The sequence below is a fragment of the Streptomyces sp. NBC_01261 genome, assembly GCF_036226385.1.
In the GTDB taxonomy this organism is placed as follows: Bacteria; Actinomycetota; Actinomycetes; order Streptomycetales; family Streptomycetaceae; genus Streptomyces.
The window spans coordinates 6016931-6031431 of record NZ_CP108463.1 but is presented as its reverse complement, the minus strand read 5'-3'; the positions used below and the strand labels follow the sequence as shown (position 1 = coordinate 6031431).

The 14501-nt window shown below is 70.4% G+C and carries 9 protein-coding genes and 4 tRNA genes; 8 read left to right on the top strand and 5 right to left on the bottom strand.

Annotation, left to right across the window (positions count from 1 at the left end):
• Positions 1-16: 16 nt before the first annotated feature.
• The 5 genes from OG226_RS26735 to OG226_RS26715 form a co-directional block, all read right to left on the bottom strand.
• Positions 17-89, bottom strand: a tRNA-Lys gene (locus OG226_RS26735).
• Between the two features lie 177 nt (positions 90-266).
• Positions 267-1826 (bottom strand): amino acid permease, encoded by a 1560-nt coding sequence (locus OG226_RS26730; protein WP_328681880.1) that lies wholly within the window; start codon positions 1824-1826, stop codon positions 267-269.
• A 178-nt stretch (positions 1827-2004) separates the two neighbouring features.
• Positions 2005-4218: a DEAD/DEAH box helicase gene (locus tag OG226_RS26725; protein WP_328681878.1), complete on the bottom strand. Its 2214-nt coding sequence runs from the start codon at positions 4216-4218 to the stop codon at positions 2005-2007.
• Between the two features lie 220 nt (positions 4219-4438).
• Positions 4439-4960, bottom strand: coding sequence for a hypothetical protein (locus tag OG226_RS26720; protein ID WP_328681875.1), 522 nt, complete (start codon positions 4958-4960; stop codon positions 4439-4441).
• A gap of 321 nt (positions 4961-5281) precedes the next feature.
• Positions 5282-6049 carry a helix-turn-helix domain-containing protein gene (locus tag OG226_RS26715; protein ID WP_329350243.1) on the bottom strand — a complete coding sequence of 256 codons (768 nt, stop codon included), beginning with the start codon at positions 6047-6049 and terminating at the stop codon, positions 5282-5284.
• 84 nt (positions 6050-6133) lie between these two features.
• Here OG226_RS26715 and OG226_RS26710 point away from each other — a divergent pair, with 84 nt between their 5' ends.
• The 8 genes from OG226_RS26710 to hrpA all read left to right on the top strand — a co-directional run bounded on the left by OG226_RS26710 (position 6134) and on the right by hrpA (position 14452).
• Complete coding sequence (locus tag OG226_RS26710) at positions 6134-7177, top strand: LLM class flavin-dependent oxidoreductase (protein ID WP_329350242.1); 1044 nt, start codon at positions 6134-6136, stop codon at positions 7175-7177.
• Entirely contained in the window at positions 7134-7484 is a 351-nt protein-coding gene (locus OG226_RS26705; RefSeq protein ID WP_328681869.1) for a metallopeptidase family protein, read from the top strand. Before OG226_RS26710 ends, OG226_RS26705 begins: the two co-directional genes overlap by 44 nt.
• A gap of 498 nt (positions 7485-7982) precedes the next feature.
• Positions 7983-9581: a metallophosphoesterase family protein gene (locus OG226_RS26700; RefSeq protein WP_328681867.1), complete on the top strand. Its 1599-nt coding sequence runs from the start codon at positions 7983-7985 to the stop codon at positions 9579-9581.
• Positions 9582-9661: 80 nt separating this feature from the next.
• A tRNA-Glu gene (locus OG226_RS26695) sits at positions 9662-9734 on the top strand.
• Positions 9735-9783: 49 nt separating this feature from the next.
• Positions 9784-9858, top strand: a tRNA-Asp gene (locus OG226_RS26690).
• Positions 9859-9882: 24 nt separating this feature from the next.
• Positions 9883-9956, top strand: a tRNA-Phe gene (locus tag OG226_RS26685).
• Between the two features lie 70 nt (positions 9957-10026).
• Complete coding sequence (locus tag OG226_RS26680; RefSeq protein WP_329350241.1) at positions 10027-10407, top strand: hypothetical protein; 381 nt, start codon at positions 10027-10029, stop codon at positions 10405-10407.
• 70 nt (positions 10408-10477) lie between these two features.
• Positions 10478-14452, top strand: coding sequence for an ATP-dependent RNA helicase HrpA (gene hrpA / locus OG226_RS26675; protein ID WP_329350240.1), 3975 nt, complete (start codon positions 10478-10480; stop codon positions 14450-14452).
• The last annotated feature ends 49 nt before the right edge of the window (positions 14453-14501 follow it).

The following is a 14501-nucleotide window of genomic DNA, read 5'->3' as shown; positions in this document are numbered from 1 at the left end:
GAGAGGAACGACCTCGTAGACCCTGTGGGACTCGAACCCACAACCAATGGATTAAAAGTCCACTGCTCTGCCAATTGAGCTAAGGGTCCTCGCGATGTTGCCTCCCCGAGCATAGCGGGAGGTGGCCGTGTCTCCGATCGGGTATCGGGGACACGGCCGCGCCGGACGGCGAAACGGGGTGCGGGCAGGGCCGGGACGGGAGACCGACTGGTCCGGAGTATTACGGATCCACCGGTTCGGGCACACCGTGCTTCGGGCAGACCGTGCTACGGATCCACCGGTTCGGGCGCCCCCGCCCGCGCCGCCTCCCGCGCCTTCGTGCGGGCGTGTTCCGGGTTCAGGAACCAGTGCTGGGCCGAGGCGAACCACCAGGCCGCCGCGAAGCCCAGGACCACCAGCACCGCCACCGGCGCGTAGTTGAAGGACTCCCAGGTGACCGGTGAGACCTGCGGCAGCATGAACAGCACGGTGATCACGATCACCCACACCACCGACACCGTCCCGATCAGCCGCGACCACCGGCCCAGATGCCACGGCCCGCGCTGGAAGTCGTCCCCCCTGCCCAGCCGCAGCAGCGTCGGGATGACGTACGCGATGTAGAGGCCGATCACGGCGATGGACGTGACCGCCGCGTACGCCGTCACATTGATCAGGTACGGCAGGCCCAGCACCAGCGCGCCCCCCGCCGCCAGCCACACCGCCGCCACCGGCGTCCGCGTGCGCGGGCTCACCGTGTGCCAGACGCGCGAGAACGGGAGCGCGCCGTCGCGCGAGAAGGCGTAGATCATGCGGCTGTTGGCCGTCACCGACGCCATCCCGCAGAAGAGTTGCGCGCCGATCACCACCAACAGCAGCAGCTTGCCCGCCGTCGCTCCCAGCGCGTCCAGCAGGATCTGGGCCGGGGGTGCCCCCGTCGCCGAGCCCAACTCCTTGTCGTAGGACTGGATCGCGTACGTGAAGCCCAGGAGGAGGACGAAGCCGGCGATCCACGACGTCCAGATGGAGCGGACGATGCCCTTGGGGCCCGCCGTCGACGCGTCGTGGGTCTCCTCCGTCATGTGGGCGGAGGCGTCGTAGCCGGTGAAGGTGTACTGCGCCATCAGGAGGCCCAGCAGGACGACGTAGACCCCGCTGCCCCAGCCGGTGTTGTTCACGAACTTCGTGAAGACGAACGTCGTCGACTGGTGGTGGTCCGGAACGAAGGTCAGCGCGCCGACGATCACGCCGACACCCACCACGTGCCACCACACGCTCACGTTGTTGAGGATGGCGACGATCTTCACGCCGAAGGTGTTCAGCAGGCCGTGGAGGATCAGGATCGCCGCGAACAGGAGCACCGTGCGGCCCGGCGTCACCTCGAAGTCGAACTGCAGGTTCAGGTACGCGCCCAGGAACGACGCCGCGCCGAAGTCGATGCCCGCGGTCACCGCGACCTGGCCGAGGACGTTGAACCAGCCCGTGAACCACGCCCAGGCCGCCGCCGTGCGCGGGGGCGCCAGCCGGTGGGCCCAGAAGTACAGGCCCGCCGAGGTCGGGTAGGCCGAACAGATCTCGGCCATCGACAGGCCGACGAACAGCGTCATCAGGCCTACGGCCACCCAGCCCCACATGATCACGGCCGGGCCGCCCGTGTTCATGCCGAACAGATACAGCGTCAGGCAGCCCGACAGGACCGAGATGATCGTGAAGGAGACCGCGTAGTTGGAGAACGCCGACATGCGGCGGGCGAGAACCTGCGTGTAGCCGAGTTGGGCAAGCCGTTCTTCGTCGGAGAGACCGGGGGGATCTCCCTTTGACAGCCCACTCGCTATGGCGTCATCTGTCATGCCCCCAGCGATTCCCTCACCGGGGGCGTGACATGCGCCACTTAAGGAATCGATAAGGACTCGATGTGGCCAAAAAGCGCCCCCGCGTACGACAACTCCCGCAACCCCCGCACAAGAAAGTGGCCCCCACCTGAACCCGGGCAGGGGCCATCTCACTGCTCTGCTACGTCACTTGACGTCAGCCGTTGCGCTTCCAGCGCGGCTTGTCGTCGCGGCGGCCGAAGGTGCCGGTGCCGGTTCCCGTGCCGGTCGTGCCGCGGTGGCCCGGACGGTCGTGGCCGCCGGCGCGGAAGCCGGGGCGGTCGCCCTGGCGGTCACGGTTGAACGGGCGGTCGCTGCCCCGGTGACCGGTCGCGGGACGGTCGTCGCGGCGGAAGCCGCCCGACGCCGGACGGTCGGTGCCGGTGCCGCGGTCGTCACGGCGGAAGCCACCGGACGGACGGTCGTCACGACGCTCGAAAGAACGGCCGCCACGGTCGCCGCCGCGGTCGTTGCCGCCACGGTCGTCACGACGGAAGCCACCCGAGGGACGCTCGTCACGCCGGTCGAAAGAACGGCCACCGCGGTCGCCGTCCCGACGGTCGTTGTTGAAGCCGCCCGAGGGACGGTCGTCGCGGCGGAAGCCGCCACGGTCGCCGCCGCGGTCGTTGCCACCGCGGTCGTCACGGCGGAAGCCACCGGACGGACGGTCGTCACGACGGTCACGGTCGAAAGAACGGCCGCCACGGTCGTTGCCGCCGCGGAAGCCACCGGACGGACGGTCGTCGCGACGCTCGAAGGAACGGCCGCCGCGGTCACCGCCGCGGTCGTTGCTCCCGCGGTCACGGCGCTCGTAGTTGCCGCGGTCGTCACGCTGCTGGCGCGGACGGTCGTAGGAGGAGGACTCCTCGCGCACCGGCGCCTCGGCGACGGCCGCCTGCTCGGCGGCGGCGGCCTCGACCACTGCGGCGGCCTCGGCGACCGCCGTCTCCGGGTCCTCGCCCCGCTCGCGCGCGGCACGGGCGATCAGGCGGTCGGACTCCTCGCGGAGCTCGGCGGCACGGCGCGTGGCGCGCTCCAGCTCCTTGGTGAGCTGGGTCACCTCACGCTCGGCCTGCTGCGCGGCGTCGCCCGCGGACTGGGCCTGGACCTCGGTCATCGAACGGGCGCCGGTGATCTCGGCGACCTCGGGCTCGAAGGCCGTACCGGTGTTGATGATGTGACGCCCGGCGTCGACGCCCGCGTCCTCCATCAGCCGGAAGATCTGACGGCGCTGGTGCGGCAGGGAGAGGGACACGACGGTGCCCGTACGACCGGCACGCGCGGTACGACCCGCGCGGTGCAGGTAGTCCTTGTGGTCGCCGGCCGGGTCCACGTTCAGGACCAGGTCGATGCCGTCGACGTGGATACCGCGGGCGGCCACGTCGGTCGCGACGAGCGCGTTGACGTAGCCCTCCTTGAAGTCCGCCAGCGTCCGCGTACGGGCGCCCTGCGTCATGCCGCCGTGCAGCGCGTCGGCCTTCACGCCGGACTCGCGCAGCTGTTCGGCGATGCGGTCGGCGCCGAGCTGGGTGCGGACGAAGATGATCGTGCGGCCCTTGCGGGAGGCGATCGCGGCGGTGACCGGCGCCTTGTCCTTGGGCTTCACGATGAGGATGTGGTGGGACATCGTCGTGACGTTGCCCTGCGCGCTGTCGACCTCGTGCGTGACCTGGTCCTTGAGGTAGCGCTTGACCAGGGTGGAGATCTCGTTCTCCATCGTCGCCGAGAACAGCATGCGCTGGCCGCCGGCCGGGATCTGGTCGAGCAGCTCGGTGACCTCGGGCAGGAAGCCCAGGTCGGACATCTGGTCGGCCTCGTCGAGGACGGCGATGCGCACGTCTTCGAGGGAGCAGGCGCCGCGGTTGATGATGTCGCGCAGGCGGCCGGGAGTGGCGACCAGCACATCGACACCCCGCTCAAGGGCGTAGATCTGGTTGCCCATGGACGTACCGCCGCAGACGACCTTCATCTTCAGGCCGAGGACGTCGCCGTAGGGCTGCAGGGCGTCCGCCACCTGCATCGCGAGCTCGCGGGTCGGAGTGAGGATGATGCCGCGCGGGCGCTTCTTCTCGGTGCGGCCGCCGGACAGTGTCGCGAGCAGCGGCAGACCGAACGAGAGGGTCTTGCCGGAGCCGGTGCGGCCACGGCCGAGGATGTCCTTGCCGGCCAGGGCGTCCGGGATGGTCGCCGCCTGGATCGGGAAGGGGGCGGTCACACCGTTCTGCGCGAGCTTGCGGACGATGCCCTCGGGGAGACCGAGGGACGCGAAGGTGACCTCGGGGGCCGCCTCGGTGGTGGCCTCTACGGCCGTCTCGTCACCCTCGTTCTCGTTCTCGGGCATGACGATGTGATCAGTACTGGAAATGGACATGCGAATGCGAAACCTTCCGGAGTATCCGTCGGCACGCGCCCGTCAACTCCGTGATTCGCTATCGACCGCCTCAATGCGGTCCGCCACGGCAAGGGAGAGTACGCGCCACACGGCGCGCTCTACAGTGGCGCCGGGCAATGGGATCAAACGATCTACCACCTTACGCACCCATCACCCCCCGACGCAAACCGGCCCGCATTGACGTGCGTCACACCCGTTGCTACGCCGGTGAGCCGGCCGCCGGCGCCGGTACCCGGTCCACCAGCTGCGGTACGGGGTCCTCGTGCGCGGAGGACGAGGGCTCCGCGACGGTCGGGGCGGGGGACTGCGGCGTCGGGGGCGGCGTCGGGTCGGCGGACGGGCTGGCCCGCGTCGGGGTCGGCTGCGGCGCGGCCGTGGTCGGCACCCCCGGCTTCGGGCTCGTGCCCGGTCCGGGCGCCTTGGAGCCGGACGGACTCGCCGCACCCCCCGGCGCGCTCGGCGAGGCCGAACCCGAGGTGGACTCCCCCGGCTTCGGCTTCCCGTGCCCGTGCTTGCCGTCGCCCGCCGAGCCGCCGAACCCGATCCCGCCGCCCGGCGCCCCCGAACCGCCGTCCGGCGCCTCTCCGGCGTGCTGCCCGGCGGAGTGCGAGGGCTTGGCACCGCCGCCCGCGTCGTCGCCCACGCTCATGCAGCCGGCGGCAGCGGCGACGACGACGGCGACCGCTGCGGCCAGCCGGACGGGTACGTAGATGGGGCGCACGGGGCCACCTCCGAGGGCGGAAAAAGGGAGTCCCCCTCTCAACTCCCACCGCCCACCGGAAGACACGCGCCGCACCGCCGTCGCCCGTTCCTGACCGGGAACTGCCCCTTCCCGACGCCCGCCGCACGAGACCCGCGTCACACGGAGACCCGAACGGTTCGTCGCGAGGGGGGAGTTCACCTTCCGGGCGCACACCGGCGCCGTACGCCCGGACGGCCTGATCCGGGTCCGCCGGGGCACGGTGGCCGTCGGCGGGGGCGACGTGGTCGGCGGCGGTCCGGGGGTGCTCCTGCTCGGCGCCGACGGCCGTATCCGGGTCGACTACGTGTTCCCCGGGGGCTGATCCCCCGCCACGGACGCGGCGACCGTCAGCGCCTGTGCCGTCGCCGCGTCCACCGGCAGGAACGCCTCCAGTTTCAGTTCGGAGAGGGTCACGTCCACCGCGGTCGCGAAGGTCGTCACGGTCGTCGTCAACCGCAGCTCGCCGTAGGCCGACCGCAGCCGCAACGGCACCGCGAACCCCAACTGACCGGCCGACGGCTCCAGTTCGGGCACGTACCCGGCCAACTCGGCCCGCAACTCCGGCAGCCGCCCGAGCCGGGCCAGGATGTGCCGTGCCCACTCGGCGAAGTTGAGGATCCGCGGCGCCAGCCCGTCCGGATGCAGCGCCAGCCGGTACACGTTCGCCCCCGGCCCGAGCAGCTCCGCCGCCGCCCCCTCGGTGATCACACCGAGCGCGCTGTTCGCGGCGACCAGGTTCCCGCCCCGGTCCACGACCAGCGCCGGATACGGCAGATGCCCGCGCAGGATGTGCCCGATCGCCGCCCGCACCGGAGCCAGCACCGGATCCTCCAGCGGACTCTCCGGATACACCGGCGCGAACCCGGCGGCCAGCAGCAGCTCGTTCCGCTCCCGCAAGGGCAGTTCGAGCGACTCGGCAAGCCGTACGACCATGTTCCGCCCCGGCGCGGACCGCCCGGACTCGATGAAACTGAGATGCCGCTGAGTGGTACCGGCCCGCAACGCCAGCTCCAGCTGGCTGAGCCGACGACTCGTACGACGTTCACGCAGCACCCGGGAGAAGTCCACGGCCCAGTTCTACGACGACCCGGGCCAACCGGCCATTCCCCACAGGGAATTGAGACCATGCCCGCCCCCGATGAGCATCGGCCCATGGACACCATCGACGTCGGCGTACTGATCCCGACCGGAACCGCCCAGTGGGACGCGGCCGACGACCCGCGCGACCTGATCGCCCTCGGCCGCACCGCCGAACACCTCGGCTTCACCTCGCTCTTCGTCAACGACTCCCTGATCAGCCCCCGCATCGAAGCCCTCACGATGCTCGCCGCCCTCGCCCCGGCCACCGAGAGGGCGACCCTCGGCACCGGCGCCCTCCTCCCCTTCCTGCGCCGCCCCGTCCAGGCCGCCCAGTCCCTCGCCTCCATCGACCTCCTCTCCGGCGGCCGACTCACCCTCGCGGTCGGCGCGGGCTACCCCGGCCGCTTCGGACGCCCCTTCTACGACCTCTCCGAGGTCCCCTGGGCCCGCCGCTTCGCCCGCCTCGACGAGACGGTCGCGCTGTGGCGTGCCCTCTGGAACGGCGCCGACTCCTTCCACGGCGAGTTCCACCACTTCACCGACCTCCCGCCCGCCCTACGGCCGTACCGCCCCGCCGGCCCGCCCATCTGGCTCGGCGGCGCGACCCCGACGGCCCTGACCCGCACCGGCCGCCTCTACGACGGCTGGTTCCCCTACCCGCCCGACCCCGCCGACTACACGACCGGCCTGCACGACATCCACCAGGCGGCAGCCGCCGCGGGCCGCGCTCCCGAGGCCGTCACCCCGGCGCTCTTCGTCACCGTACGAATCGACGGGGACGACGAGGACACGGCGCACGCGCACCGGGCGACGGACGACTACGCCCGCGCCACCTACGGCATGCCCCGCACCGAACTGGAGAAGATCCAGGCGGTCGTCACAGGCACCGCCGAGCAGGTCGGCGAACGTCTGAGCCGGTACGTCGCCGCCGGCGCCCGGCACCTCGTCACCCGCCTGGCCGCCCTGGATCTGCGCGGTCAGCGCGAGCAACTGGAGCGCACAGCCGCCCTGCTCCCGGACCTTCGGGCCCGACCGCGCCCCCGAACCGGCGTTCGTCCCGGACAATGGGCCTGTGCTGGAAATGACACGCGAGACGTTCGAAGAGCTGGTGAGTGAGGCCCTGGACCGGATCCCGCCCGAGCTGACGCGGGTCATGGACAACGTGGCCGTGTTCGTCGAGGACGAACCCGACCCGTCCGACCCCGAGCTGCTCGGCCTCTACGAGGGGACACCGCTCACCGAGCGCGGCGAGTGGTACGCCGGCGTCCTGCCCGACCGGATCTCGATCTACATGGGCCCGACCCTGCGCTACTGCGCGACCACCGAGGACGTCGTCCACGAGGTCGCCGTCACCGTCGTCCACGAAGTCGCCCACCACTTCGGCATCGAGGACGAGCGGCTGCACGAACTGGGCTGGGGCTAGGGCCTGTCCGGCGGATCCTGTCGCAGACGCGGGGCCTGGCGCGCACTCCCCCACTGCCCTAAAGGCGTGGGGGACCCCCAGCCGCGTTGTCGTCGCTCGCCGACGTCCCCCAGCCGTCGGCCGGGAGGTGCCCCCACCACGTCGACTCCCTCCTCCGCCTTGCGGCCGCACGCACCACACCCCGCTCAACGGCTCTGAGCAGCTGCCCTTCATTTCCCTGCGACCTGGTCAGCCGGACAGGCCCTAGGCGCTCCGCCGGGTGGCGGTTCCTCGGCCGCGCGCCGGTGGGGGCTTGTCGCGCGGTTCCCCGCGCCCCTTCCAGGGCGCGGAGCCCCCCCGCCGACGCCCCGTTTCCTACGACGACGGAGGGCTCCCGGCGCGCATCGCACCCCGCTCAACGGCGCCGATCAGTCACCGCCGCTCTCCTCGAACAGGGCCTGCCCCCATTCCCGCGACCCGCCCCGCATACCCACCCCCACCTCTGGGCATACGGGACCAATGGCCCGCGTCCCCGTCGCAGCCCTGAACCGCCTCCGCCGAACCCAGCACGCCCTGATCCGCCAGTACCGCGCCCGCCGTCCCCGCCCCAGCCTCGAACTCGTCCCCCAGCCCCACCCCTGGCCCCGCGCCCTCGGCCTCGTCATGGTCGTCGTGGTCGGGGCCTGGCTCGGCCTGCTGATCGTGGGCAACGTACGGGCCCAGGTCGGCCCCATGAACACGACCATGACCCTGCGCCCGTCCCTCACCGGCGGCACGAAGATCAACGTGTCCCCGCTCGGCGCCCTGTCCCTCGACAGCCACCACGCCCCGGTCCGCCTGGACGTCAACGTCGACCAGCTCGACCCGGAACGCTCCCAGTCCCTCGTCGACCACCCCGAACGCATCTCCGGCCTCCAGGCCGAGGTCGCCCGTGACGTCGAACACGGCACCCTCGACCTCGCCGTACGGTCGTGCGCGGCCGTGGTCCTCGGCGCGACGACCCTCGGCCTCGCGGTCTACCGCCGCCCCCGCCGGGCCCTCGCCGCCGGCGGCCTCGCCCTGGCCCTCCTCGCGGCGTCCGGAGCGACGGCGTACGCGACCTGGAACCCGAAGTCGATCCTCGAACCGAAGTTCTCCGGCCTGCTCTCCTCCGCCCCGTCCCTGGTCGGCAACGCGCGCAACATCGTCACCGAATTCGACGTCTACCAGAAGGAGTTGGCCCGCCTGGTGACGAACGTGACGAAGCTCTACGACGTCACGTCCACCCTCCCCGCCTACCAGCCGGACCCGACCACGATCCGCGTCCTGCACGTCTCGGACATCCACCTGAACCCCGCGAGCTGGAAGATCATCGCGTCGCTGGTGGAGCAGTACAAGGTGAACGTGATCGTCGACACCGGCGACACCATGGACCACGGCACGACGGCCGAGAACGGCTTCCTCGACCCGATCGCCGACCTGGGCGCGCCCTACGTCTGGGTCAGGGGCAACCACGACTCCCTCGCCACCCAGCGGTACCTGGAGAAGATGAAGAACGTGCACGTCCTGGACGGGGGCCGGGCGGAAACGGTCGCGGGCATACGCTTCGCGGGCATCGGCGACCCCCAGTTCACCCCGGACCGCTCGACCGCCCCGGGCGCGAACAACGCGGAGGAACTCGCCGGCGACCAACTCGCCTCCTCCCTCCGCGACCAGCAGACCGCCGGCACCCCGGTCGACATCGCCCTGGTCCACGAACCGTCGGCGGCCCGCCAGACCGACGGCGAGGTCCCCCTCGTCCTGGCCGGCCACCTCCACCACGAGGGCACCGAGGTCATGAAGCACGGCACGCGCCTGCGCATCGAGGGCTCGACGGGCGGCAGCGGTCTGCGCGCGGTGGAAGGCAAGTACCCCGACCCGATCGAGGCGTCGATCCTCTACATCGACCGCGACACCCACCGCCTCCAGGCCTGGGACGAGATCAAACTCGGCGGCCTCGGCCTGACGACGGCAGAGGTCAGCCGCCACCTCCCGAAGGAGAACCTGCCGGGCGCGGTCCAGTCCCCCAGTCCGTCCCCGAGTCCGTCCCCGAGTCCGTCCCGGACCCCCTCCCCGAGCCCCTCCCCATCGGCCCCGTAAACCGTTTTGGCGATACCTCCCGCCATCCCATATGCTTCTCACGTCCCCGACGCGCTGAGAAGCGCCCAGGCGGGCCGATAGCCCTCATCGTCTAGCGGCCTAGGACGCCGCCCTTTCAAGGCGGTAGCACGGGTTCGAATCCCGTTGGGGGCACGCAACACCGTGTGCGACACTGGCTCCGCCAGTTCGCGCGCAACAGCAAGGTCCTGTGGAGCAGCTTGGAGTGCTCGCCACCCTGTCAAGGTGGAGGCCGCGGGTTCAAATCCCGTCAGGACCGCTGAGATTCCGCGAGGAATCTCGTGGCTGGGTAGCTCAGTTGGTACGAGCGATCGCCTGAAAAGCGATAGGTCGCCGGTTCGACCCCGGCCCCAGCCACCGGATCGAAAGCCCTGTCCCACCGGGACGGGGCTTTCGTCGTAACCCGGACGACACAGGGTGGGGCGCGATGGGCCAGGACATCGACCTGGAGAAGATACGGGCGCGGTACGGGCTGCTCGCGGTGGTCGGCAGCAACATCGCGATCACGGCGGTGGCGATCTTCGGCGTCTGGCAGCTGGACGGCGACCGGGCGGTGATCGTGGGTGTCCTGACCTCGGCGTTCACCGCGATGGCGGGACTGACGACGGCGTACCTGGGCATCAAGGCCGTGTCGAACACGGCCCAGTCGATGTCCAAGGAGGCCGGCAGGCAGCAGGACGCCGAGCGGCAGCAGTCAGCCCGTCCGGCGCTTGAGGACGAGGCCGTTCAGGCCGACGGGGGTCTGGGGGCGGAGCCCCCGGGAACGCCCACCGTCCCCACCCCCACCACTCCGGCGTCGGCACCCTGACCCACCCGCACACCCCCCGCCGGCAAACCATTCGCCAGGAATTTCGCGGAGGTGAGATCCTGGACGGCGTATGTCTACGCACCCCGCCTCCGCGCCCGGCACTTCCGCCCCCGCCCTCGGCGACCTCGCCCCCCGCCTGACCGAGCTGACCCTGCGCGACGCGCACCGGCTCGGGCGCAGGCTCGAAGGCGCGCGCAGGATCCGTAAGCCGGAGGCCCGCGCCGCCGTCCTCGCCGAGATCGAGGCCGAGGTGGCCCGCGGCGAGGAGCGGATGGCCGCGCGGCGCACCCGCATCCCGGCGATCTCGTATCCGGAGCAGCTGCCGGTCAGCCAGAAGAAGGCCGACATCGCGGCCGCGATCCGCGATCACCAGGTCGTGATCGTGGCCGGTGAGACCGGCTCCGGCAAGACGACCCAGATCCCCAAGATCTGTCTCGAACTCGGCCGTGGCGTCCGCGGCATGATCGGGCACACCCAGCCCCGCCGTATCGCCGCGCGCACCGTCGCCGAGCGCATCGCGGAGGAGATGGACACCCCGCTCGGCGAGGCCGTCGGCTGGAAGGTCCGTTTCACGGACCAGGTGAACCAGGAGTCGACGTTCATCAAGCTGATGACGGACGGCATCCTGCTCGCCGAGATCCAGACCGACCGCGAACTGCGCGCCTACGACACGATCATCATCGACGAGGCCCACGAGCGGTCCCTCAACATCGACTTCCTGCTCGGCTACCTCGCCCAACTGCTGCCCAAGCGCCCGGACTTGAAGGTCGTCATCACCTCGGCGACCATCGACCCGGAGCGGTTCTCCCGGCACTTCGGCGAGGCCCCGATCATCGAGGTCAGCGGCCGGACGTATCCGGTGGAAGTGCGGTACCGCCCGCTGCTGGAGGACGAGTCCGAGGACTCCGACCGCGACCAGATCACCGCGATCTGTGACGCCGTGGAGGAGCTTCAGGGCGAGGGCAAGGGCGACATCCTCGTCTTCCTCTCCGGGGAGCGGGAGATCCGCGACACCGCCGACGCGCTGACGAAGAAGAACTACCGCTTCACGGAAGTCCTCCCGCTCTACGCACGCCTCTCGCACGCCGAGCAGCACCGCGTGTTCCAGCAGCACACCGGGCGAAGGATCGTTCTGGCGACGAACGTCGCCGAGACCTCCCTCACCGTCCCGGGGATCAAGTACGTCATCGATCCCGGCTTCGCCCGGATCAGCCGCTACAGCCACCGGACGAAGGTGCAGCGGCTGCCCATCGAGGCCGTCAGCCAGGCAAGTGCCAACCAGCGCAAGGGCCGTTGTGGCCGTACGTCGGACGGCATCTGCATCCGCCTGTACTCCGAGGACGACTTCCTCGCGCGCCCGGAGTTCACCGACGCGGAGATCCTGCGGACGAACCTCGCCTCCGTCATCCTGCAGATGACCGCGGCCGGGCTCGGGGAGATCGAGAAGTTCCCGTTCATCGACCCGCCGGACCACCGCAACATCCGCGACGGTGTCCAACTCCTCCAGGAACTGGGCGCGTTGGACCCGGACGAGAAGGACCCGCGCAACCGCCTCACGCAGACCGGCCGCAAGCTGGCCCAGCTCCCCGTGGACCCGCGGCTCGCCCGCATGGTCCTGGAGGCCGACAAGAACGGCTGTGTGCGCGAGGTCATGGTGATCGCCGCCGCGCTCTCCATCCAGGACCCGCGCGAGCGCCCCGCCGAGAAGCAGACCCAGGCCGACCAGCAACACGCCCGTTTCCGGGACGAGTCGAGCGACTTCCTCGCGTTCCTCAACATGTGGCGGTACATCCGCGAACAGCAGAAGGAGCGCGGCTCGTCCGCGTTCCGTCGCATGTGCAAGCAGGAGTACCTGAACTTCCTCCGGATCCGCGAGTGGCAGGACATCTACAGCCAACTCCGCACGGTGGCCAAGCAGATGGGCATCCAGTTCAACGAGGAGGACGCGGCCGAGCAGAGCGTCCACGTCTCCCTCCTCGCCGGACTGCTCTCGCACATCGGCATGAAGGACGTGAAGGACGGCGCGAAGAACGAGTATCTGGGCGCCCGCAGCGCCAAGTTCGCGATCTTCCCCGGCTCGGCCCTCTTCAAGAAGACCCCGCGTTTCGTCATGTCGGCGGAACTGGTGGAGACTTCACGCCTCTGGGCCCGCGTCAACGCCAAGATCGAGCCCGAGTGGGTCGAGCCCCTCGCCGGCCACCTCCTCAAGCGGACGTACAGCGAACCGCACTGGGAGAAGGACCAGGCGGCCGTGATGGCCTTCGAGAAGGTCACGCTCTACGGCGTCCCGATCATCGCCCAGCGCAAGGTGAACTACGGCCGGATCGACCCGGAGGCGTCCCGCGAGCTGTTCATCCGCAACGCCCTGGTCGAGGGCGACTGGCGCACGCACCACAAGTTCTTCGCCGACAACCGCAAACTCCTCACCGAGGTCGAGGAGTTGGAGCACCGCGCCCGCCGCCGGGACATCCTGGTCGACGACGAGACGCTCTACGACTTCTACGACCAGCGGGTACCCGAACACGTCGTCTCCGGCGCCCACTTCGACTCCTGGTGGAAGCACAAGCGGACCGAAGAAGGCAGAGAACCCGAACTGCTCGACTTCGAGCGCTCGATGCTCATCAACGAGCGCGCGGGGGACATCAGCAAGGCCGACTATCCGGACTCCTGGCATCAGGGACGGCTCAAGTTCCGGGTGACGTACCAGTTCGAGCCGGGCGCGGACGCGGACGGCGTCACGGTCCACATCCCGCTCCAGGTCCTGAACCAGGTCACGGACGAGGGCTTCGACTGGCAGATTCCGGGGCTGCGGGAAGAGGTGGTGACGGAGCTGATCCGCTCCCTCCCGAAGCCGATCCGCCGCAACTACGTCCCGGCCCCGAACTTCGCGCAGCGTTTCCTGGCGGTGGCGACCCCCATGCAGGAGCCGTTGACGACGACGATGGCGCGCGAGCTGAAGCGCATGGTCGGAGTCCCCTTCACCGCCGACGACTTCGACTGGTCGAGGGTCCCGGACCACCTGCTCATCACCTTCCGGATCGTGGACGAGCGGCGCCGCAAGATCGCCGAGGACAAGGACCTGGAGGCGCTGAAGGTCCGCCTGAAGCCGAAGGCGCGCCAGGCCATCTCGCAGGCCGCCGCGGCGACGGCCGAGCGCGAGGGCGGCGAGTCCCTGGAGCGCACGGGCCTCACCGACTGGACGATCGGCTCCCTCACCCGCGTCTTCGAGACCCGCCGGGCCGGCCAGCCGGTGAAGGCGTACCCGGCGCTGGTCGACGACGGCGACACCGTCTCCGTACGGCTCTTCGACACGGCGGAGGAGCAGGCGGAGGCGATGTGGAAGGGTACGCGCCGGCTCATCGTGCGCAACATCCCGGTGAATCCGGCGAAGTTCGCGTCCGAGAAGCTCACGAACGCGCAGAAGCTGGCCCTGTCCGCGAATCCGCACGGTTCGATCCAGGCGCTGTTCGACGACTGCGCGCTGGCGGCGGCGGACAAGCTGATCGGCGACTTCGGCGGCCCGGCGTGGGACGAGGAGTCGTACCGGAAGCTCTACGAGAAGGTGCGCGCCGAGATCGTCGACACGACGGTCCGCGCGGTGGGCCAGGTCCAACAGGTGCTGGCCGCCTGGCAGGCCTGTGAGCGCCGTCTGAAGGCGGCACACAGCCCCGCGCTCCTCCCCAACCTCGCGGACGTACGCGCCCAGTTGGACGCCCTCGTGAAGCCGGGCTTCGTCACGGCGGCGGGGATACGTCGTCTCCCCGACCTGATGCGCTACCTGGTGGCCGCGGACCGCCGTCTCCAACAGATGCCGACCGGGGTCCAGCGGGACACCACCCGCATGGAGAAGGTCCACGAGATGCAGGACGAGTACGCGTGGCTGCTGGAGCAACTCCCGCAGGGCCGCCCGGTTCCGTCCTCCGTCCGGGACATCCGCTGGATGATCGAGGAGCTCCGGGTCAGCTATTTCGCCCACGCGCTCGGCACGGCGTACGCCGTCTCCGACAAGCGGATCGTGAAGGCGATCGACGCGGCCGCACCGTAACGGCGCCTGTACACCGAGTGAGTTCGACCAGGCGGGCCCGCCTCCTGTA

Coding starts and splice junctions, on each gene's coding strand:
- OG226_RS26730 (WP_328681880.1), bottom strand. CDS start 1,826: ATGACAGATGACGCCATAGCGAGTGGGCTGTCAAAGGGAGATCCCCCC.
- OG226_RS26725 (WP_328681878.1), bottom strand. CDS start 4,218: ATGTCCATTTCCAGTACTGATCACATCGTCATGCCCGAGAACGAGAAC.
- OG226_RS26710 (WP_329350242.1), top strand. CDS start 6,134: ATGGACACCATCGACGTCGGCGTACTGATCCCGACCGGAACCGCCCAG.
- OG226_RS26700 (WP_328681867.1), top strand. CDS start 7,983: ATGGCCCGCGTCCCCGTCGCAGCCCTGAACCGCCTCCGCCGAACCCAG.
- OG226_RS26680 (WP_329350241.1), top strand. CDS start 10,027: ATGGGCCAGGACATCGACCTGGAGAAGATACGGGCGCGGTACGGGCTG.
- hrpA (WP_329350240.1), top strand. CDS start 10,478: ATGTCTACGCACCCCGCCTCCGCGCCCGGCACTTCCGCCCCCGCCCTC.